Source organism: Klebsiella sp. HMSC16A12 (assembly GCF_001808265.1).
Taxonomy (GTDB): Bacteria; Pseudomonadota; Gammaproteobacteria; order Enterobacterales; family Enterobacteriaceae; genus Klebsiella; species Klebsiella pneumoniae.
Genome location: NZ_KV792633.1, coordinates 15,008 through 34,292, shown reverse-complemented (window position 1 = coordinate 34,292; position 19,285 = coordinate 15,008). Strand labels below are relative to the sequence as shown.

Annotated in this window: 21 protein-coding genes; 8 read left to right on the top strand and 13 right to left on the bottom strand. The window is 57.9% G+C overall.

What is annotated here, in order from left to right; translation table 11 throughout:
• The first annotated feature begins 631 nt into the window (after window positions 1-631).
• The 6 genes from HMPREF3140_RS18985 (at window position 632) to artJ (ending at window position 5,160) form a co-directional block, all read left to right on the top strand.
• Window positions 632-1,147 carry a lipoprotein gene (locus tag HMPREF3140_RS18985; protein WP_002896394.1) on the top strand — a complete coding sequence of 172 codons (516 nt, stop codon included), beginning with the start codon at window positions 632-634 and terminating at the stop codon, window positions 1,145-1,147.
• Window positions 1,148-1,373: 226 nt separating this feature from the next.
• Window positions 1,374-2,102 (top strand): arginine ABC transporter ATP-binding protein ArtP, encoded by a 729-nt coding sequence (gene artP / locus HMPREF3140_RS18980; RefSeq protein ID WP_002896392.1) that lies wholly within the window; start codon window positions 1,374-1,376, stop codon window positions 2,100-2,102.
• Between the two features lie 20 nt (window positions 2,103-2,122).
• Complete coding sequence (gene artI, locus HMPREF3140_RS18975) at window positions 2,123-2,854, top strand: arginine ABC transporter substrate-binding protein ArtI (protein WP_002896390.1); 732 nt, start codon at window positions 2,123-2,125, stop codon at window positions 2,852-2,854.
• A gap of 6 nt (window positions 2,855-2,860) precedes the next feature.
• Entirely contained in the window at window positions 2,861-3,577 is a 717-nt protein-coding gene (artQ, locus tag HMPREF3140_RS18970) for an arginine ABC transporter permease ArtQ (protein WP_002896386.1), read from the top strand.
• Window positions 3,577-4,245 carry an arginine ABC transporter permease ArtM gene (artM, locus tag HMPREF3140_RS18965; protein ID WP_004141917.1) on the top strand — a complete coding sequence of 223 codons (669 nt, stop codon included), beginning with the start codon at window positions 3,577-3,579 and terminating at the stop codon, window positions 4,243-4,245. Before artQ ends, artM begins: the two co-directional genes overlap by 1 nt.
• Window positions 4,246-4,428: 183 nt before the next feature.
• Window positions 4,429-5,160: an arginine ABC transporter substrate-binding protein ArtJ gene (gene artJ / locus HMPREF3140_RS18960; protein WP_002896384.1), complete on the top strand. Its 732-nt coding sequence runs from the start codon at window positions 4,429-4,431 to the stop codon at window positions 5,158-5,160.
• An 86-nt stretch (window positions 5,161-5,246) separates the two neighbouring features.
• On the opposite strand, the gene HMPREF3140_RS18955 is transcribed toward artJ, so the two are convergent.
• From HMPREF3140_RS18955 to HMPREF3140_RS18900, 12 genes are all read right to left on the bottom strand, one after another.
• Window positions 5,247-6,719 (bottom strand): sensor histidine kinase, encoded by a 1,473-nt coding sequence (locus HMPREF3140_RS18955; RefSeq protein WP_002896382.1) that lies wholly within the window; start codon window positions 6,717-6,719, stop codon window positions 5,247-5,249.
• Window positions 6,716-7,432, bottom strand: a complete 717-nt coding sequence (locus HMPREF3140_RS18950) for a response regulator transcription factor (protein ID WP_002896380.1) — start codon at window positions 7,430-7,432, stop codon at window positions 6,716-6,718. The genes HMPREF3140_RS18955 and HMPREF3140_RS18950 overlap by 4 nt, the downstream gene beginning before the upstream one ends.
• Window positions 7,433-7,510: 78 nt before the next feature.
• Window positions 7,511-8,638 carry a 23S rRNA (uracil(747)-C(5))-methyltransferase RlmC gene (gene rlmC / locus HMPREF3140_RS18945; protein ID WP_019704676.1) on the bottom strand — a complete coding sequence of 376 codons (1,128 nt, stop codon included), beginning with the start codon at window positions 8,636-8,638 and terminating at the stop codon, window positions 7,511-7,513.
• A 41-nt stretch (window positions 8,639-8,679) separates the two neighbouring features.
• Window positions 8,680-9,168: a YbjO family protein gene (locus HMPREF3140_RS18940; protein ID WP_002896376.1), complete on the bottom strand. Its 489-nt coding sequence runs from the start codon at window positions 9,166-9,168 to the stop codon at window positions 8,680-8,682.
• A gap of 57 nt (window positions 9,169-9,225) precedes the next feature.
• Window positions 9,226-10,071, bottom strand: coding sequence for a putrescine ABC transporter permease PotI (gene potI, locus HMPREF3140_RS18935; protein ID WP_070553064.1), 846 nt, complete (start codon window positions 10,069-10,071; stop codon window positions 9,226-9,228).
• Entirely contained in the window at window positions 10,068-11,021 is a 954-nt protein-coding gene (potH, locus tag HMPREF3140_RS18930; RefSeq protein WP_002896371.1) for a putrescine ABC transporter permease PotH, read from the bottom strand. Before potH ends, potI begins: the two co-directional genes overlap by 4 nt.
• Window positions 11,022-11,031: 10 nt before the next feature.
• A complete protein-coding gene (potG, locus tag HMPREF3140_RS18925; protein WP_002896370.1) occupies window positions 11,032-12,165 on the bottom strand; it encodes a putrescine ABC transporter ATP-binding subunit PotG in 1,134 nt (377 codons plus the stop codon).
• Window positions 12,166-12,328: 163 nt separating this feature from the next.
• Entirely contained in the window at window positions 12,329-13,441 is a 1,113-nt protein-coding gene (gene potF / locus HMPREF3140_RS18920; protein WP_002896368.1) for a spermidine/putrescine ABC transporter substrate-binding protein PotF, read from the bottom strand.
• 348 nt (window positions 13,442-13,789) lie between these two features.
• Window positions 13,790-14,269, bottom strand: coding sequence for a type III secretion system chaperone family protein (locus tag HMPREF3140_RS18915; RefSeq protein ID WP_002896365.1), 480 nt, complete (start codon window positions 14,267-14,269; stop codon window positions 13,790-13,792).
• An 88-nt stretch (window positions 14,270-14,357) separates the two neighbouring features.
• Window positions 14,358-15,260 carry a 30S ribosomal protein S6--L-glutamate ligase gene (gene rimK, locus HMPREF3140_RS18910; RefSeq protein ID WP_002896363.1) on the bottom strand — a complete coding sequence of 301 codons (903 nt, stop codon included), beginning with the start codon at window positions 15,258-15,260 and terminating at the stop codon, window positions 14,358-14,360.
• 114 nt (window positions 15,261-15,374) lie between these two features.
• Entirely contained in the window at window positions 15,375-16,097 is a 723-nt protein-coding gene (gene nfsA, locus HMPREF3140_RS18905; RefSeq protein WP_004179133.1) for a nitroreductase NfsA, read from the bottom strand.
• Window positions 16,081-16,368: a YbjC family protein gene (locus HMPREF3140_RS18900; protein WP_004179132.1), complete on the bottom strand. Its 288-nt coding sequence runs from the start codon at window positions 16,366-16,368 to the stop codon at window positions 16,081-16,083. Before HMPREF3140_RS18900 ends, nfsA begins: the two co-directional genes overlap by 17 nt.
• Before the next feature lie 202 nt (window positions 16,369-16,570).
• Here HMPREF3140_RS18900 and HMPREF3140_RS18895 point away from each other — a divergent pair, with 202 nt between their 5' ends.
• Entirely contained in the window at window positions 16,571-16,834 is a 264-nt protein-coding gene (locus HMPREF3140_RS18895) for a GrxA family glutaredoxin (RefSeq protein WP_002896352.1), read from the top strand.
• A 6-nt stretch (window positions 16,835-16,840) separates the two neighbouring features.
• Here the strand turns inward: HMPREF3140_RS18895 and ybjM are convergent, their stop codons facing one another.
• Window positions 16,841-17,224: an inner membrane protein YbjM gene (gene ybjM / locus HMPREF3140_RS18890; RefSeq protein ID WP_002896351.1), complete on the bottom strand. Its 384-nt coding sequence runs from the start codon at window positions 17,222-17,224 to the stop codon at window positions 16,841-16,843.
• Window positions 17,225-17,490: 266 nt separating this feature from the next.
• Here ybjM and HMPREF3140_RS18885 point away from each other — a divergent pair, with 266 nt between their 5' ends.
• A complete protein-coding gene (locus HMPREF3140_RS18885; protein WP_004147745.1) occupies window positions 17,491-19,176 on the top strand; it encodes an aspartate:alanine antiporter in 1,686 nt (561 codons plus the stop codon).
• Window positions 19,177-19,285: the final 109 nt, after the last annotated feature.

The following is a 19,285-nucleotide window of genomic DNA, read 5'->3' as shown; positions in this document are numbered from 1 at the left end:
ATTGCAGCATTTTGCTTACAAAAAGCAGTGTGAGTTCAATCTGAATCATTCATTGGTGAATGCAAACAAGAGCATGATGATAGCGAGATAAACAATAGGGGCTAAGAATATTAAATATGCAGCTTTAGTGGCAGGTACAGCATTGTTTTAAGCGGCCAATGCCGTCTCCGCAGAAATTTTAACAAAACAGTTTTTGATAAAGTCCATACGCAATATACCAAAATCGGCGCCATTTCCTCTACTGGTCAAACCGCATCCAACGATGCCCGTGAAGAGCTGATTAAAAAAACAAATGAACAAGGGGGGCGTCATTGTCCCGTCCTCCGGTAATACGGATAAAAAAATGCACGTCGCCACTCGCATCTATAAGAAGAAATAATTACCCTTATCTTTCAAGAGCCATTTCCCTATTTTACGGGGTAATATTTCTTGTTCACGGGAAAATTAAGTTTATTTTTATACTGCCCTGCCTTTTAGCGCCTGACGGAATTCTGTCATCCCCGTGCCGATTTCCCGCCCTAAGGCTGTAGCCACATCAAGGTCTTAGCTCTTTGCGTCAAGTACAATCCGCACGCTATACGCTATGCTTTAACGGAAACTGAAAACGTAGTTCGCTTATAAGGAAATCATCATGCGCTACAAACTTTTTGCTGTACTTCTCCCTTGCGCGCTGGCGCTCAGCGCCTGTACGACCGTCACCCCGGCCTATAAAGATAATGGCACCCGCAGCGGCCCCTGCGTCGAAGGCGGCCCTGACGACGTAGCGCAAAAATTCTATGACACCCAGATCCAGAATCGTACTCAGGATCCGGCGGCGCTGCGCCCCTATCTGAGCGACGGCCTGGCGCAGTTACTCAATGACGCCCGCCAGGATCCCGCCAACAGCAAATTACTGCAGGCTAATCCGTTCTCCAGCAGCAGCACCCCGGCAGACAGCGCCGTGGTCGCCAGCGCCTCCACCATCCCGAACCGCGATGCGCGCAATATTCCGCTGCGCGTCGATCTGAAACAGGGCACCCAGAGCTGGAAAGATGAAGTGCTGATGATCCAGGAAGGCCAGTGTTGGGCCGTCGATGACGTTCGCTATCTCGGCAACAACAGCCATGCGCCAGCCGGGACGCTGCGACAGAGTCTAGAGAAACGCTGATTCCGGAGTTGAAGCGACGCCGCTGAAACGATAACCCCGGTAAAATGTCGGTATTCGCCCCAGGAATGCCGACATTTGCGCCCCCCTCACCCACCAGGCCATATTTTGTGCTAACTTTAAAGCTAAACGTGGTTTAGATTTAACTTTTAACGCATAAATATTGCATAACTATTCTGCCAAAGGTAGTATTTGCGGCCTCAATAGCTATTCGTATCAGACTGCCCAGATGAGTATTAAACTAAACGGCATTAATTGCTTCTACGGCGCACACCAGGCGCTGTTCGACATCACGCTGGATTGCCCGCAGGGGGAAACGCTGGTGCTGCTCGGCCCCAGCGGTGCCGGGAAGAGCTCGCTGCTGCGCGTACTCAACCTGCTGGAGATGCCGCGGTCCGGTTCGTTATCCATCGCCGGTAACCAATTCGACTTCACCAGAGCGCCGTCCGATAAAGCGATTCGCGAGCTGCGTCAGAACGTCGGCATGGTCTTTCAGCAATACAACCTGTGGCCGCACCTGACGGTACAGCAGAACCTGATCGAGGCCCCCTGCCGCGTACTGGGGTTAAGCAAGGATCAGGCGCTGGCTCGCGCAGAGAAGCTGCTGGAGCGCCTGCGTCTGAAGCCGTACAGCGATCGTTACCCGCTGCATTTATCCGGCGGCCAACAACAGCGGGTGGCTATCGCCCGCGCGCTGATGATGGAGCCGCAGGTTCTGCTGTTCGATGAGCCTACCGCGGCGCTCGACCCGGAAATCACTGCCCAGATCGTCAGCATCATCCGCGAGCTGGCTGAAACCGGCATTACCCAGGTTATCGTCACCCACGAAGTTGAAGTGGCGCGCAAGACGGCCAGCCGGGTGGTGTATATGGAAAATGGCCATATCGTCGAGCAAGGGGATGCCTCCTGCTTCACGCATCCGCAAACTGACGCGTTTAAAAACTATCTTTCACATTGATGTTTTTCGGGGAAATGACGATGAAAAAAGTACTGATTGCCGCCCTGCTCGCAGGCATGAGCCTCTCCGCTTCCGCCGCGCAGACCATTCGTTTCGCCACCGAGGCCTCTTATCCTCCGTTTGAGCTGGTGGACGCCAACAACCAGATCGTCGGTTTCGATGTCGATCTGGCGAACGCGTTGTGTAAAGAGATCGACGCCACCTGTACCTTCACCAATCAGGCCTTTGACAGCCTGATCCCGGGACTGAAATTCCGCCGTTTCGACGCGGTCATGGCCGGGATGGACATCACGCCGGAGCGTGAAAAGCAGGTGCTGTTCTCTACCCCGTATTATGACAACTCGGCGCTGTTCGTCGGCCAGCAGGGTAAGTTCACCAGCATTGACCAGCTGAAGGGCAAAAAAGTGGGCGTGCAGAACGGCACCACCCACCAGAAATTCATCACCGATAAACATCCGGAAATCACTACCGTGCCTTACGACAGCTACCAGAATGCGAAGCTGGACCTGCAGAACGGTCGTATCGACGCGGTCTTTGGCGACACCGCCGTGGTGACCGAATGGCTGAAGAGCAATCCGAAGCTGGCGGCCGTGGGCGATAAAGTGACCGACAAAGCCTATTTCGGCACCGGGCTGGGCATTGCCGTACGTCAGGGCAACACCGACCTGCAGCAGAAATTTAACGCTGCGCTGGAAAAAGTGAAGAAAGACGGCACTTACCAGACCATCTATAACAAATGGTTCCAGAAGTAAGACTGAATGAACGAAATTTTTCCATTAGCAAGCGCCGCCGGGATGACCGTCGGCCTTGCCGTTTGCGCGCTCGTCATCGGCCTGGTCCTGGCGATGCTCTTTGCGGTACTGGAGTCAGTGAAATGGCGCCCGGTAGCCTGGCTTGCAACCGGCATAGTGACCATCCTGCGCGGGCTACCGGAAATTCTGGTGGTGCTGTTTATCTATTTCGGCTCTTCCCAGCTGCTGCTGACGCTCTCTGACGGTTTCACCATCCCGCTCGGGTTCACGCAGATCCCGGTGCAGATGCAGATTGAGAACTTTGACGTCAGCCCGTTCCTCTGCGGGGCGATCGCCCTGTCGCTGCTGTATGCCGCTTACGCCTCGCAAACGCTGCGCGGCGCGCTGAAAGCGGTTCCGCAGGGCCAGTGGGAGTCCGGCCAGGCGCTGGGGCTGTCGAAAGCGGCCATATTCTTCCGTCTGGTGATGCCGCAGATGTGGCGCCATGCCCTGCCCGGCCTCGGTAACCAGTGGCTGGTGCTGCTGAAGGACACCGCGCTGGTGAGCCTGATCAGCGTCAACGATCTGATGCTGCAGACCAAAAGCATCGCCACCCGCACTCAGGAACCCTTTAACTGGTATATCATTGCGGCGGCAATCTATCTCGTCATCACCCTGTTGAGTCAATACATCCTTAAGCGGATTGACCAGCGTGCGACGCGCTTCGAACGGAGACCAGGCTGATGCTCGACTATTTACCCGAACTGCTGAAAGGACTGCATACCAGCCTGACGCTGACCGTGGCGTCGATTATCGTGGCGCTGATCCTGTCGCTGATCTTCACCATTATCCTGACCCTGAAGACGCCGGGGCTGGTATGGATAGTTCGCGGCTATATCACCTTGTTTACCGGTACGCCGCTGCTGGTGCAGATCTTCCTGATCTACTACGGCCCGGGACAGTTTCCTTCGCTGCAGGAGTATCCGTGGCTGTGGCATCTTATCTCCGAGCCGTGGCTGTGCGCCCTGATCGCTCTGTCGCTCAACAGCGCCGCCTACACCACTCAGCTATTTTATGGCGCCATCCGGGCGATCCCCGACGGGCAATGGCAGTCCTGCAGCGCGCTGGGGATGAGTAAAAAGGATACTCTGGCGATCCTGCTGCCGTACGCCTTTAAGCGTGCGCTATCGTCCTATTCCAACGAAGTGGTGCTGGTTTTCAAGAGTACCTCTCTGGCCTACACCATCACGCTGATGGAAGTGATGGGCCACGGCCAGCTGCTGTATGGACGCACCTACGACGTGATGGTGTTCGGCGCCGCCGGGATTATCTATCTCATCGTTAATGGACTGCTGACGCTGCTGATGCGCCTGGTGGAACGCAAAGCGCTGGCCTTCGAGCGACGTAGCTAGCACCTGAGCATATTGCATAAAAAGCAAACAGCAAGGCGGATAAGTCTAACACTTGTCCGTCTTTTTTTATGCCCATAAAAATATTTAATCAAATTTATTGCATATAAATTCATTTAATGGCATTGTCACTCTATGCCGCAGACACGGCGAATAATCATAAGATAGACAGACGGGAGTTCCACGATGAAAAAGTTAGTTCTGGCTGCACTGCTCACCTCTTTCGCGTTCGGCGCTGCTGCCGCGGAAAAAATCAGCTTTGGCGTCTCCGCAACCTATCCGCCGTTTGAATCGATGGACGCTAATAACCAGATTGTCGGCTTTGATATCGATCTGGCCCACGCGCTGTGCAAACAAATGCAGGCAGAATGTACCTTTACCAACCACGCGTTTGACAGCCTGATCCCGGCGCTGAAGTTCAAGAAATATGATGCGGTGATTTCCGGAATGGATATTACGCCGGAGCGGAGCAAGCAGGTGGCCTTCACCGACCCGTACTACGCCAACTCGGCGCTGGTGATCGCCAAAAAAGATGCGTTCCATTCTTTCGATGACCTGAAAGGCAAACGGATCGGCATGGAAAACGGCACCACCCACCAGAAATATCTGCAGGATAAGCATCCTGAGGTGAAGACCGTCGCCTATGACAGCTACCAGAATGCGATTATCGATTTGAAAAATGGCCGTATCGACGGCGTGTTCGGCGACACCGCGGTGGTCAACGAATGGCTGAAAACTAACCCGCAGCTGGGGGCAGCCACGCCGAAAGTGACCGACCCGCAATACTTCGGCACCGGACTCGGCATTGCCGTGCGCCCGGATAACAAGGCGCTGCTGGAGAAACTGAACGCCGCGCTGAAAGCGATTAAGGCCGACGGTACCTACCAGAAAATTAGCAACCAGTGGTTCCCGGAGTAACTTTTTTCGCCGGGTGGCGCTGCGCTTACCCGGCCACCGCTCTTCCACGATGGCCGGGTAAGGCGTAGCCGCCACCCGGCGATTTCTCAAAGTGGCACGAAGAACCTGAACCGCGCCCCGCTTACCGACTCCACCAGTCTGATATCGCCCCCGTGCAGCTCCAGCATTCGTTTCACAATCAGCAACCCTAACCCACCGCGATCCTCCCGCGATGCCTGGGTAGACAACGCCGACGGCCGCTGGAACAGATCGTCACGCAGCGCGGCATCGACGCCCGCTCCGTTGTCTGCCACTTCGACCTGAAGCTGTTGATTCTCCTGCCAGACCGCCAGACGGATCTCCCCGCCGACGGGAGTATGCCGCATCGCGTTATCAAGCAGGTTGGTCACCACCCTCTCAATCATCGACACATCGGCGTTAATCAGCGGCAGCGGTCCCGGTACATCAATATGCAGGTTCACCTCGCGCGTGCGGGCAGTTAATTCAAACTTCTGCGCCACGTCGGAAATCAGCTCCCCCATCGCGAAACGCTCGCGCTGCGGCTTAATGCCTCCATGCTCCAGTCGCGCCAGCTCAAACAGCTGCTGCGAAAGATGGCGCACTTTGTTCCCCTGGCGCAGGGCGATGGTGAGATACTGCCTGCGCTCCTCGGCGGTCAGCCATTCATCCTTCAGGGTCAGCGTTTCCAGATACCCCAGCAGCGAAGTCAGCGGCGTGCGCAAATCGTGAGAGATATTGGCCACAAATTCACGGCGCTGGCGATCGCTGTCGGCCAGCCGATCCCACTGATCGGCAATCTGCCGGGCAAGGTCAATAAAGCGGTTCTCGAGCACCGCCACCTCGTTACCAGGCCGGGGCTCCGGCCTGCGGGCCGCCAGGGTTTTGATGGCGCTGATGCTGTCCTGGCCGCTCGCCGCCACCTGGGCGGTGAGCAGGCGGACCGGCCGGGTGACCCAGAACCATGCCAGCCCCCCTGCCAGCAGGCCAAACAGGGCCACCAGCAGCAGCGTCCACAGAACAATGCTCCACAGCGTTTTTTGCCAGGCGTCGGCCGCCAGCTGATTAAACGTCTCCCCCTGCAAAATGATATACAGGTAGCCGCGCAGTTGGCCGTCGACGCGCAGCGGGGCGGCGCTGAAGACTTTTCGTCCGTCGGGACTGCGCGGATCGTCGCCATACACCGGCGACGCACTGCCGGTGAGAAAAGCCTGCACCGGCGCCATGTCGATACGCTGGCGCTGGATATGGCCCGGCGGCGCCGCATCGGCCAGCAGGTCGCCATCCGGCGACAGCAGATAGAGCTCCACGCTGGGATTAAAGGTCATCAGTCGGTCAAACAGCGACTTCAGGGTTTGCCGGTTGACCTCGCCGTGGGCGTCCAGCAACGGCTCGCGGGCGACAATCTGTTGAGCCAGCCCGGACGACAGACGCTGCACCATAGCGTTGCCATACTGCGCGCTGCTGTGTAACTGGACGGCGCATACCGCCACCGCGCACAGCATCAGCAGGGAAACCACCACCAGCGCCAGCCGCTGGCTGAGGCTCAGGCGGCGGATCACGGGGCGGCCTCTTGCGTCACCGGGGCGAACTTATAGCCTTTTCCCCAGACGGTAAGAATGATGTCCGGCTCGGCCGGGTCACGTTCGATTTTACTGCGCAGGCGGTTGATATGGGTATTGACGGTATGCTCATAGCCCTCGTGCTGATATCCCCAGACCTGCTCCAGCAGCGCCAGGCGGGAAAACACTTCCCCGGGGTGGCGGGCGAAGTAATACAGCAGGTCGAATTCACGCGGCGTGAGGTCCACCGTCTCGCCGCGCAGCTTCACTTCGCGCGACAGCGGGTCGATGCTCAGGCCATGGCAGGACAGGCGCCCGGCGTCCATCAGCAGATTCTGCCCCATCGCCTCCTGGCGACGAAACAGCGCTTTGACGCGGGCGATAAGCTCCAGCAGTGAAAAGGGCTTCGCCAGATAGTCGTCGGCGCCCATCTCCAGGCCCAGCACGCGGTGCATTTCACTGGTGCGAGCGCTGATGATAATCACCGGCAGGTAGCGGGTCATCTGGCGGATACGCCGGCAGATCTCCAGACCATCGACGCCGGGCAGCATCAAATCGAGGATCACCGCATCCCAGACCTGCGTCTCCAGCCGGGCGAGGGCCTGGCCGCCGTCGGCTTCATGGACAATCTGATAGCCCTCATCCTGAAGATTGAGCCGCAGCAGCGTGGCTATATCCTCGTCATCTTCCACCAGCAGAATGGTTTTGGCCATTAGATTCCCCCCACCAATAACAAAACATGCTGCGTCAAGCTTACCCGATTTCAGCGGCGCAAAGCCTTCACATTTTGTTTAAACTTCGCGGACCAGCAGGGTCAGCACTTCGTAGTGGGCGGTGTGGGGGAACATATCAAACAGCTGGACCCGCTCAACGCGATAGCCGCTAAGACGAGCGATATCGGTCGCCATGGTGCGGGCGTTACAGCTGGAATAGATAATATAGGGCGGCGCCATGCGGCTTAAATAGTCGCATAGTTCAGCGCCAATACCGCGGCGCGGCGGGTTAACCAGCACCAGCTGCGGGGCATCCGCTTCGTGAGTGGCGAACTGCGTGGAGTCCAGCGCCTGAAAATGCAGATTGCTGAGCCCCAGCTGCGCGGCTGACTGTCTGGCGCAGGCGATGGCTTCCGGGGCGATCTCGATACCGGTCAGGCGCATCGTCGGCGTCGCGCAGTGCAGGCCAAATCCCCCAACGCCGCAAAACAGATCCCACATATGCTGGACCGGCAGCGCGCGCACCCAGTCGCGGGCCGTGGCGTACAGCCGGCTGGCTACCGCCGGATTGGTCTGAAAGAAGCTTTGCGGGCGGATCCACAGCGGCACCCCATTAAAGACCTCCCCCAGCGCCTGCTGTTCGGTGAAGAAGATCTCCTGCTCACCTTCCATGATTGCCATATGCACCGGCTGGATATTCGCCGTGATCACGCTGAGCTGCGGCAGCTGTGCCTGTAGCCACGGCAGCGCGGCGCGCAGCTGAGCCACCTTGGCCTCTGAGCGCAGCACGAAGCGCAGCATCATCTCCCCCTGCTGGCTGGCGGTCAGCAGCAGGTATTTCAGCTCCCCGCGTTTGCGCGCGACGTTGTAAGGTGTTAACCCGGCGCGGGCGATAAAGGGCTTCAGGGCAGCAAAAACCGGGGCAAACTCGGCGGGATAGAGCGGGCAGTCGGTGAGGTCCACCGGAGTGCCATCGCGGTGCAGCATCCCCAGCAGCGGACGCTCAACGCTGCCGCTGACCACCATTTTAGCCTTGTTACGGAAAGCCGCCTCCGGCCCGCTGACCGGCTCGCCCCAGGCTGCGACCGGGATCGCCGCCAGCAGCGTGCGCAGATCGGCCATTTTATCGGCGAGCTGTTGCGGGACCGGCCGCTCCAGCCATTGACAGGAGCGGCAACAGCCGGCGTCGTAGAGTGCGCAATGCATAATTGACCTTCAAAAATCCAGGGGCGGGGATTGTATCACCGTTATTGCAGGCGGAAAAAGCGACGGCAGTTCGCCGGCACGAACAGCAGCGTCAGAACCAGCAGATCCGGCAGTTTTTGCATCACCAGCGAGTGGAAAATTTCTCGTTTTGATTCCCCGGGAATGCTGAACAGCTCCGGATACCCGTAGCCCAGCGACGCCGCCCACAGGTAGCCGGCAGCGATAATCTGCGTCAGCAGATAGATCCAGCGCGCCCAGTTGCGCCCTTTCACCAGCGAGAAGGCGCACCAGATCTCGATAAACACCAGCGCCAGGCTGCCGAGGAAGACCAGCGTCAGGTTCCAGGTCTGAACGCTGCGGTGTATGAATTCGTTCAGCCCCTGCAGGCCCAACAGATTAAGGATCATCAGCAGATCCAGGCCACGAATCAAAATAATAGCAAAGGCCGCCACCTGCACCAGCGCAGGGACGTTAAGGCGGGCATGCGATGAGCGAGTTTTCGTAAACAATCCCAACGTAATGTCTTCCATGAAAACGGCGCCACAGGGTGGCGCCGACCGGAGGCTGCTGTACCGATTTTAGGTGGTTCAGCCTTGTCTTGCACGCTGGATATCGCGCACTCGCTGCTTTTCTGCGCGGGCCATCAAATACCAGGCGATAAAACCAACAACACCGACCACGCCGAGGATGAGCGTCGCCAGGGCGTTGATCTCCGGGTTTACCCCCATGCGCACGCTGGAGAAGACCAGCATCGGCAAGGTCGTGGCCCCGGGACCGGAGACAAAGCTGGCGATCACCAGGTCATCCAGCGACAGCGTGAAGGCCAGCAGCCAGCCGGAGATCACCGCCGGCATAATCATCGGCAGCGTGATGACGAAGAAGACCTTCAGCGGCGCGGCGCCAAGATCCATCGCCGCCTCTTCAATAGAGTGGTCCAGCTCGCGCAGGCGCGAGGAGATCACCACCGCCACGTAGGCGGTACAGAAGGTGACATGCGCCAGCCAGATGGTCAACATGCCGCGGTCCGACGGCCAGCCGATGGCATGTCCCAGCGCCACGAACAGCAGCAGCAGCGAGAGACCGGTGATCACGTCCGGCATGACCAGCGGCGCGGTGATCATAAACGCGAAGCCGTTGGAGCCGCGAAAACGCCCAAAGCGCACCATCACCACCGCGGCGATGGTACCGAGGACCGCCGCCGCCGTCGCCGCGCAGGCGGCGATGGTCAGGCTCAATCCTACCGCGCTCATCATCGCATCATCGTGGAACAGTTCGCTATACCAGCGCGTCGACCATCCGGCCCAGACCGTTACCAGCTTCGAGCTGTTGAACGAGTAGATCACCAGCATCAGCATCGGGGCGTAGAGGAAGGTGAATCCGAGCACGAGGATCAGAATGCGCCACGGCGAGCGTACTACCGGCAAGTCGTTCATCCCTGCTCTCCCATCTGTTTTTGCTGGTGCTTGTGGAACCACATGATCGGCACGATCAGCAACAGCAGCATGACAATCGCCACCGCCGAGGCGACCGGCCAGTCGCGGTTGTTAAAGAACTCCTGCCACAGCACGCGGCCAATCATGATGCTGTCCGGCCCGCCCAGCAGTTCCGGGATCACGAACTCGCCGACCGCCGGGATAAACACCAGCATGGAGCCGGCGATAATGCCGCCTTTGGTGAGCGGGACGATCACCTGGAAGAAGGTCTTCAGCGGCCGGGCGCCGAGATCCAGCGAGGCCTCCACCAGCGAATAGTCGATGCGGGTCAGCGCGGTGTAGATAGGCAGCACCATAAACGGCAGATAGGCATACACGATACCGATGTACACCGCCAGGTTGGTGTGCAGGATCTCCAGCGGCTGATCGATAACCCCTAACCACAGCAGGAAGTTATTCAACACCCCGTTGCTCTTCAGCAGCCCCATCCAGGCATAGACGCGGATCAAAAACGAGGTCCACGACGGGAGGATCACCAACAGCAGCAGAATATTACGCGTCGACGGCTTGCTGTGCGCCACCGCCCAGGCCAGCGGATAGCCCAGCAGCAGGCAGCAGATCGTCGAGATACCCGCCACCTGCAGCGACTGGAGATAAGCTTCAAAATAGAGCGGATCGTCAGTCAACTGTAGGAAGTTGGCAAAGTTAAGCGTCAGCGTCAGCTGGCCGTCCGCCCACTCCATCAGCTCGGTGTAGGGAGGGATCGCCCGCGCCATCTCGGCAAGACTTATCTTGAACACGATCAGGAACGGTAGCATAAACAACAGGATCAGCCACAGATAGGGCAGCGCGATCACCAGCTTGCGGCCATGCGCCATCTGCAGGCGCGCCGCCCACAGCGCGAAGCCGCCCGGTTTTTTCGCCCCTGACGGGGATTCAACGGTATTCATCGCCCTCTCCTCACACCGTCAGCACAACGCAGCTGTCAGCATCCCAGCATAAACGCACCTCATCGCCCCAGGTGGGCGTCCCTTTCCGATGGCGGTGTTCATTCTGCAGCTGGGCGCTGATCATCTGCCCGCTTTGCAGGCGCACATGATAGATAGAGAGATCCCCCAGATAGGCGATATGAATCACCTCGCCGACGGCAAAATTGTAGCCGTCCGCCGGCGGTTCATCGCACAGCATGATCTTCTCCGGACGCAGCGCCACCCAGACCGGCACGTTGTCCACCACCGAGGCGTCGGGGTCGACCTTCAGCGGATGCATCAGTCCCGGCGAGCTTAGCACCAGACCGTCTTCCAGACGCTCCTTCACCAGCCCTTCAAAGACGTTCACCGAGCCGATAAACTCGGCGCTGTAGCGGGTGGTTGGGTGCTCGTAAATCTCTTCCGGTTCGCCAATCTGCACAAACTTGCCGCGATTCATGATGGCGATACGGCCCGCCATGGTCATCGCCTCTTCCTGATCGTGGGTCACCATCACGCAGGTCACGCCAACGCGCTCAAGAATATCCACCACCTCGAGCTGCATGCGATCGCGCAGCTTTTTATCCAGCGCCCCCATCGGTTCATCAAGCAGCAGCAGCTTGGGCCGTTTCGCCAGGCTGCGCGCCAACGCGACGCGCTGCCGCTGGCCGCCTGAGAGTTGGTGCGGCTTACGTTTGGCAAACTCCTGCATATGTACCAGGGCCAGCATCTCCTGCACCCGGGCGGTGATTTCCGCCTTAGGCAGGCGGTCCTGCTTCAGGCCGAAGGCAATATTCTGCTCAACGGTCATATGGGGAAACAGGGCATAGGACTGGAACATCATATTAATAGGCCGCTGATAGGGCGGCACGCGCGCCAGATCCACGCCGTCGAGCATAATCTGCCCGGCGGTCGGTTGTTCAAAGCCCGCCAGCATGCGTAGCAGCGTCGATTTCCCGCAGCCTGACGCGCCCAGCAGAGCAAAAATTTCGCCTTTGTAGATAGTGAGACTGACGTCGTCGACCGCATGCTGGCCATCAAACGACTTGGTTAAGTTACGGATTTCCAGTAGCGGGGTCAGCGCTTTGGGGGCTTTCGCCTGTGGGCGGGGCATTACGTCGTTCAATCGGGTGCTCTCCGGCAAAAAAACGATCACCATATGGTCCGGTGCCATACTTCGTGCTTAACAGTGCATTTGCACCATCCTGGTGCTTCTGCTCGCCGGGCGCGCTGCTATTTCCCGGCGAGTGCAGATCTGATTTGGCCCGTATTCGACGGGCCGTCAGGAATTATTTGCCGCTCTTCACTTTGGTCCACGCGCGGGTGCGCACGCGGTCAATCTTCGGATCCTGCACCTTCAGCGTGAACAGTTTGGCGAACACATCCGCTGGCGGATAAATCGCCGGGTTGTTACGGATAGTCTCGCTGACCAGCGGCGTGGAAGCCTTGTTGCCGTTGGCGTAGAACACCTGGTCGCTGATTTTGGCGATGACGTCCGGACGCATCAGATAGTTAAGGAACTGATAGGCTTCATCTTTATTCTTCGCGTCGGCCGGCATGGCAAAGACGTCAAAGAACGCCAGCGCGCCTTCCTTCGGAATAAAGTAGGAGACATTGACGCCGTTCTTCGCCTCTTTCGCGCGGTTGGCCGCCTGCCAGACGTCCCCTGCCCAGCCGATCGCCACGCAGATGTCGCCATTGGCAAGGTCGTTAATATATTGCGAAGAGTGGAAGTAGCGAATGTTCGGCCGCAGCTTCAGCAGCAGATCGGTCGCCGGGCCGGTGTAATCATCCGCTTTGCTGCTGTTCGGATCTTTGCCGAGGTAGTTCAGCACGGTGGCGAAAATCTCTTCCGGCGCGTCGAGGAAGGAGACGCCGCAGCTTTTCAGTTTTTCGAGGTTCTCCGGCTTCAGCACCAGATCCCAGCTGTCCACCGGCGCATCTTTGCCGAGAACGGCTTTCACCTTATCCACGTTGTAGCCAATGCCCGTCGTCGCCCACAGGTAAGGCATGGCGTATTTATTCTCCGGGTCATGCTTGGCGACCAGCTTCAGCACTTCGGGGTCAAGGTTCTTCCAGTTGGGCAGCTTACTTTTATCCAGCGGCTGGAACACGCCCGCCGCCAGCTGGCGTTCGAGGAAGCTTGCCGACGGCACCACCAGGTCGAAACCGGTGCTACCCGCCATTAATTTGCCTTCCAGCACTTCGTTGGAATCAAAAACGTCATACACCACTTTAATCCCGGTCTCTTTTTCGAAATTCGCTACCGTGTCCGGCGCGATATAATCAGACCAGTTATAAACATGCAGGGTTTTTTGTTCGGCGGCGAGCGAACCGGCAGAGACGGCCATCAGCGCACCCGTAACCAGACCTGTTAACCATTTTTTACCAAAGGCGGTCATATCTCTTTTCCTTCTCAACGCCCGTTAACTTACGGGCTCAAATATACGCATTTCTACGCATGCAAAAATCATGCATATTTTTTCATTGCCTGAGAAAAGGAGAGCGGATCTCTCCCGGAGTGGTTGCTCGCAACTGGAAGCATCGCCAGAATAACTGTAGCCAGAATAAGAGGCTATAGCCCAGGTAAAAAAACGCCTTTTATCAAATTTTTATGCAATAACGGTCTACGTGATAAGCCAAAACGGCCTGAATGGCGGTGAATAATGCTTTAAAGAAAGGTTAAATGCAGAATAAAAGCGGGTAATACGCAGCCGCTGCGGTAGTGGCTGCGCTAATTTTAGGCAGGTTTAGTGAAGAAAATGGTATTGCACGTTTTCCGCCGCAGGCTCTTCTTCTTCGCCTTTGTATAGCAGCTGATTTGCGCCGGCTTCAAGGATTACCATTGAGATCTGCTCTTCGCTTTGGCGGAAGAACCAGGCGAACTGCTCCATGGTCACCCCTGGGCCGATAGACAGCGACTGGCAAACCACCAGCTTGGGCAAATTATCGTCCTGAATGTCGATAAACGCCTTCACGGTTAACGAGCTGGCGTTGATGGCCGAGAGATCCGCCGACAGCGCCAGCAGGGCAGACGGCTTCACCTCCGCCAGGGCGGAAAAGAGCACCACGTTGTCCACCAGGTCAATTTTGGCATCAAAAATACCGTCGAAATTCTGCATATGCGGCAGGTGCAATGCCTGACAGGAATCGCACTCAAAAAAGCTGATGCCGATTTCGTCCAGCCAGCGACGTAGCGTATCCAGACCTGGAACGACCAGTGAATCCATAGTGCCTGTGACCTCTTACAGTGGAAAAACGACGCCATAGCTTACGCAAAAAAAGCGCCGCATACCATGGCCGTCTTGCATCCGGCGGTTAGCCGCCTATTTTCAAACAGAATTCCGGCGTCGCCTGGCGCTCGATCCAGGCGATCATCTTGCCGGCGACATCCACGCCGGTGGTGGTTTCCACCCCTTCCAGCCCCGGCGAGGCATTCACCTCCATCACCAGCGGCCCGCGGGCGGCGCGTAAAATATCGACACCGGCGGCGTCCAGCCCGAGAGTTTGCGTTGCCTTGATGGCAATGGCCCGCTCCTCGTCGCTAATCTGCGCCACCGTGGCCATGCCGCCGCGGTGCAGGTTAGAGCGGAAATCCCCCTCTTTCGCCCGCCGCTCGATCGCCGCCACCACCTCATTGCCGACCACCAGGCAGCGGATATCGCACCCTTTCGCTTCGGCAATGTATTCCTGCACCAGAATATGAGCGTTCAGTCCGCGAAAGGCGTCGATCACGCTCTCCGCCGCCTGGCGGGTCTCCGCCAGCACCACGCCGATCCCCTGGGTGCCCTCCACCAGCTTCACCACCAGCGGCGCGCCGCCCACCATGGCGATCAGATCGCTGGTGTCATCCGGGGAGTGAGCGATGCCGGTCAATGGCAGATCGATGCCCTGGCGCGCCAGCAGCTGCAGCGAGCGCAGCTTATCGCGAGCGCGGGTGATGGCGACCGACTCATTCAGCGGATAGCTTCCCAGGAGCTCAAACTGGCGCAGGGCCGCGGTGCCATAGTAGGTGATCGCCGAGCCAATGCGCGGGATCACCGCATCAAAGTGTGGCAGCTGACGCCCTTTGTAGTGGATCGACGAGGCCACCGGGCTGACGTTCATATAACAGGAAAGCGGATCGAGGATCTCGATCTGATGACCGCGCTGTTGCGCTGCTTCGCGCAGGCGCCGACATGAATAAAGCGTTCCATCCCGGGATAATATGGCAATTTTCATCCTGCACCTCTGCGAAAAGACCCGCTCTGGCGGGCCTCAGCTATCGAACACACTTTCACCTTTCCTGCGGCCGGCGGCGGATATCACCTGGCCGGAGCAGCAGTGTACACGTAATCAGCGCGTTGCCCACCCCTGCTTATGCAGATAGTCAAGAATAAACGGACGACTCTCTTTCACGATAGTGCGCCGGATATGGTCGCTCCAGGTATCGCGGCGGGCGTTGCTGCCGCGCGACAGATAATAGTGCGCCAGCTGTTCGTCATACTCCGCCAGCAGCGCGTTATCCAGCGGCTGATAGCGGTTCTCATGCACCAGCATGGCCGCCGGCATCCGCGGCTTGATATCCGGGTTATCCGCCGGCCAGCCAAGGCAAAGACCGAACAGCGGCAGGACGTGCTGCGGCAGCTCCAGCAGCTCTGTGACGGCCTCAATGCTGTTGCGCAACCCGCCGATATAGACGCCCCCTAGTCCGAGGGACTCGGCGGCGGTCAACGCGTTTTGCGCCAGCAGCGCCGTATCGACAACGCCGATCAGCAGCTGTTCCGCCAGCCCCAGCTGCGCCTGTGGGCAGATCTGCAGGTGGCGATTAAAGTCGGCGCAGAAGACCCAAAACTCCGCTGCCTGGGCGACGTGCTGCTGGCCGCCGGTCAGCGGGACCAAACGTTCACGCAGGGCCGGGTCAGTAATACGGATGATGGAGGTGCACTGTAAAAAACTCGAGGTAGATGCCGCTTGCGCGCTGGCGATAATCTCTGCGCGCTGTTCGTCGCTCACGGGGGCATCGGTGAAGTGGCGGATGGAACGGTGGCTGCGCAGCAGCTCAATGGTCGGCGTCATTACGTTTTTCTCTGTCAGACAAGGATTCAGGCTTTGGAGAGTGCGTTAACTGCGGGGCCACGATCTGCGCCATCCGCCACATAACGACGAGGGCGGCGGGGATCATCAGCACGATCCCGGCAAAGAGCATCACCAGCGCCGCGGTCGGGCTGGCAATGGGCGCAGGCAGCTGGACATACTGGTTAAGGGAGAGCCAGGCGAGGGTTAACAGCCCCATCCCGAGGATCTCAACCAGCAGTATGCTTTTCGGCAATGGGGCAAATTTTCGCATCACGCCTCTCCGGTTGATAAACGCGGCGCGCCAGCCAATTCCACCGCGCCGTCGGGCCAGTATACGGGTTTTGACAGTCCGACATTTATCAAACATAGCCGTAAACCATCGAAGTAAAAGGCAGAACCTTCTTTCCCTCCCCGCCCGTTCCAGGCATCATAAGCGCCATTCGCCATCCGGCTGAGGTTTAAGGAGAGAAGCAATGTTTACCGTTATTTTTGGTCGTCCAGGCTGCCCTTACTGCGTTCGCGCTAAAGAACTGGCAGAAAAACTGACCAACGAGCGTGATGATTTCAACTACCGCTACGTGGATATTCATGCCGAAGGCATCAGCAAAGCTGACCTGGAAAAAACCGTTGGCAAACCGGTTGAAACCGTGCCGCAGATTTTCGTCGACCAGAAACACATCGGCGGCTGCACCGATTTTGAAGCCTGGGCAAAAGAGAATCTCGGCCTGTTTGCCTGAGTCAATTTATTTGCTCGATGAATGACTGCGCCAGGTATCAAGCCAGGCGCAGATAAACAAAAAGCACAATGCCCCAAGCGCGCACCAGAACACGGCGCTCAACACCCACGCCATCTCCTGCCAGAACGTCCGGTGGGTCACGAAGAACAGCCGCATCGTCACCATGCAGACCGGCGCCGCCAGTATCGCGCCGAGCAAAGGACGCAGCACCCGCCGTCCGGGAGAGAGACAGCTCGCCGCCGCCCCTGGCAGCAAAAAGAAGAGCAGGCCCAGCTCCGGGTTGCCGCTGGCGCGAAATGCCCCTTTCATATGTAACAACAACGATAAGCACACCACAATGAACAGAACGAAGCCACAGATAATGCCGGCCCAACTACGCTCAGATTTCACCGTATCCTCCTGATGTTGCCTCTAACTCACGTCCACGTCGCCCAGTCAGATAAAGCATTTCGGCAATCCATGCCAATAACTCCCCTACCAGCCTAAAAACGATTGTCACTAGCCGCCGCATCCAGGAAGGATTAAACTAGCGGTATATTTTTGCTGGTTATAACAGGGTGCCAGAATAGGTTCGCGACAACGCGAACGCCTGAGCAACCTTAGACCAAATAACCATTTCCTTCAACAACTTACTAGTAAATGAGAAGTTGGCTTTCGTGAATATAAACGTCGCAGATTTGTTAAACGGGAATTACATCCTGTTATTATTCGTTGTACTTGCATTAGGACTATGCCTGGGAAAACTGCGTCTCGGCTCAGTACAACTTGGTAATTCCATTGGCGTTTTAGTCGTTTCTCTATTATTAGGCCAGCAGCATTTCGCGATTAACACCGATGCCCTTAATCTCGGCTTTATGCTGTTTATATTTTGCGTTGGCGTAGAAGCCGGGCCCAACTTTTTTTCTATTTTTTTCCGCGACGGGAAAAACTACCTGATGCTGGCGCTGGTGATGGTCGGCAGCGCGATGCTGATCGCCATGATGCTGGGTAAAGTGTTCGGCTGGGATATCGGGCTCACCGCCGGTATGCTGGCAGGCGCCATGACCTCCACCCCGGTGCTGGTGGGCGCGGGCGACACCCTGCGCCATTTCGGCCTGCCCAGCGATCAGCTGGCGCAGTCGCTTGACCATCTGAGCCTCGGCTATGCCCTGACCTATCTGGTTGGTCTGGTGAGCCTGATCGTCGGCGCCCGCTATATGCCCAAGCTGCAGCATCAGGATCTGCAGACCAGCGCCCAGCAAATCGCCCGCGAGCGCGGCCTCGATACCGATTCCAAACGTAAAGTCTACCTGCCGGTGATCCGCGCCTACCGCGTCGGCCCGGAGCTGGTGGCCTGGGCGGATGGCAAAAATCTGCGCGAACTGGGTATTTACCGCCAGACCGGCTGCTATATTGAACGCATTCGTCGCAACGGTATTCTGGCCAACCCGGACGGCGACGCGGTGCTGCAGATGGGTGACGATATTGCGCTGGTGGGCTACCCGGACGCCCACGCCCGCCTCGACCCGAGCTTCCGCAACGGTAAAGAGGTGTTCGACCGCGATCTGCTCGACATGCGCATCGTCACTGAAGAGATTGTGGTCAAAAACCACAACGCCGTCGGCCGCCGCCTGGCGCAGCTCAAGCTTACCGACCACGGCTGCTTCTTAAACCGGGTTATTCGCAGCCAGATCGAGATGCCTATCGACGATAACGTCGTACTGAACAAAGGCGACGTGCTGCAGGTCAGCGGCGACGCCCGCCGCGTAAAAACCGTGGCCGACCGCATCGGCTTTATCTCCATTCACAGCCAGGTGACCGATCTGCTGGCCTTCTGCGCCTTCTTTATCGTTGGCCTGATGATCGGCATGATCACCTTCCAGTTCAGCTCCTTCAGCTTCGGCATCGGCAACGCCGCCGGCCTGCTGTTCGCCGGCATCATGCTTGGCTTCCTGCGCGCCAACCACCCAACCTTCGGCTATATCCCGCAGGGGGCGCTGAACATGGTGAAAGAGTTTGGTCTGATGGTGTTTATGGCCGGGGTCGGTCTCAGCGCCGGGGCCGGGATCAATAACGGGCTGGGCGCCGTCGGCGGCCAGATGCTGGCGGCAGGGCTTATCGTCAGCCTGGTGCCGGTGGTGATCTGCTTCCTGTTCGGCGCCTACGTGCTGCGCATGAACCGGGCGATGCTGTTCGGCGCCATGATGGGAGCCCGCACCTGCGCCCCGGCGATGGAGATCATCAGCGATACCGCGCGCAGCAATATTCCAGCGCTCGGCTACGCAGGGACCTACGCCATCGCCAACGTGCTGCTTACCCTTGCCGGGACGCTCATCGTGATCATCTGGCCAGGGCTACAATAATTTTTTGAGAAAAAAGCCGTCACAGGCAGAACTTTTTCTCAGGGCATCAGTCATAAGTAATGCCACTGCTTTTCTTTGATGTCCCCATTTTGTGGAGCCCATCAACCCC

Bases quoted from the DNA above. Each gene is read 5' to 3' on its own strand.
- HMPREF3140_RS18985 (WP_002896394.1), top strand. From the start codon at position 632: ATGCGCTACAAACTTTTTGCTGTACTTCTCCCTTGCGCGCTGGCGCTC.
- artP (WP_002896392.1), top strand. From the start codon at position 1,374: ATGAGTATTAAACTAAACGGCATTAATTGCTTCTACGGCGCACACCAG.
- artI (WP_002896390.1), top strand. From the start codon at position 2,123: ATGAAAAAAGTACTGATTGCCGCCCTGCTCGCAGGCATGAGCCTCTCC.
- artQ (WP_002896386.1), top strand. From the start codon at position 2,861: ATGAACGAAATTTTTCCATTAGCAAGCGCCGCCGGGATGACCGTCGGC.
- artM (WP_004141917.1), top strand. From the start codon at position 3,577: ATGCTCGACTATTTACCCGAACTGCTGAAAGGACTGCATACCAGCCTG.
- artJ (WP_002896384.1), top strand. From the start codon at position 4,429: ATGAAAAAGTTAGTTCTGGCTGCACTGCTCACCTCTTTCGCGTTCGGC.
- HMPREF3140_RS18950 (WP_002896380.1), bottom strand. From the start codon at position 7,432: ATGGCCAAAACCATTCTGCTGGTGGAAGATGACGAGGATATAGCCACG.
- rlmC (WP_019704676.1), bottom strand. From the start codon at position 8,638: ATGCATTGCGCACTCTACGACGCCGGCTGTTGCCGCTCCTGTCAATGG.
- HMPREF3140_RS18940 (WP_002896376.1), bottom strand. From the start codon at position 9,168: ATGGAAGACATTACGTTGGGATTGTTTACGAAAACTCGCTCATCGCAT.
- potI (WP_070553064.1), bottom strand. From the start codon at position 10,071: ATGAACGACTTGCCGGTAGTACGCTCGCCGTGGCGCATTCTGATCCTC.
- potH (WP_002896371.1), bottom strand. From the start codon at position 11,021: ATGAATACCGTTGAATCCCCGTCAGGGGCGAAAAAACCGGGCGGCTTC.
- potF (WP_002896368.1), bottom strand. From the start codon at position 13,441: ATGACCGCCTTTGGTAAAAAATGGTTAACAGGTCTGGTTACGGGTGCG.
- HMPREF3140_RS18915 (WP_002896365.1), bottom strand. From the start codon at position 14,269: ATGGATTCACTGGTCGTTCCAGGTCTGGATACGCTACGTCGCTGGCTG.
- rimK (WP_002896363.1), bottom strand. From the start codon at position 15,260: ATGAAAATTGCCATATTATCCCGGGATGGAACGCTTTATTCATGTCGG.
- nfsA (WP_004179133.1), bottom strand. From the start codon at position 16,097: ATGACGCCGACCATTGAGCTGCTGCGCAGCCACCGTTCCATCCGCCAC.
- HMPREF3140_RS18900 (WP_004179132.1), bottom strand. From the start codon at position 16,368: ATGCGAAAATTTGCCCCATTGCCGAAAAGCATACTGCTGGTTGAGATC.
- HMPREF3140_RS18895 (WP_002896352.1), top strand. From the start codon at position 16,571: ATGTTTACCGTTATTTTTGGTCGTCCAGGCTGCCCTTACTGCGTTCGC.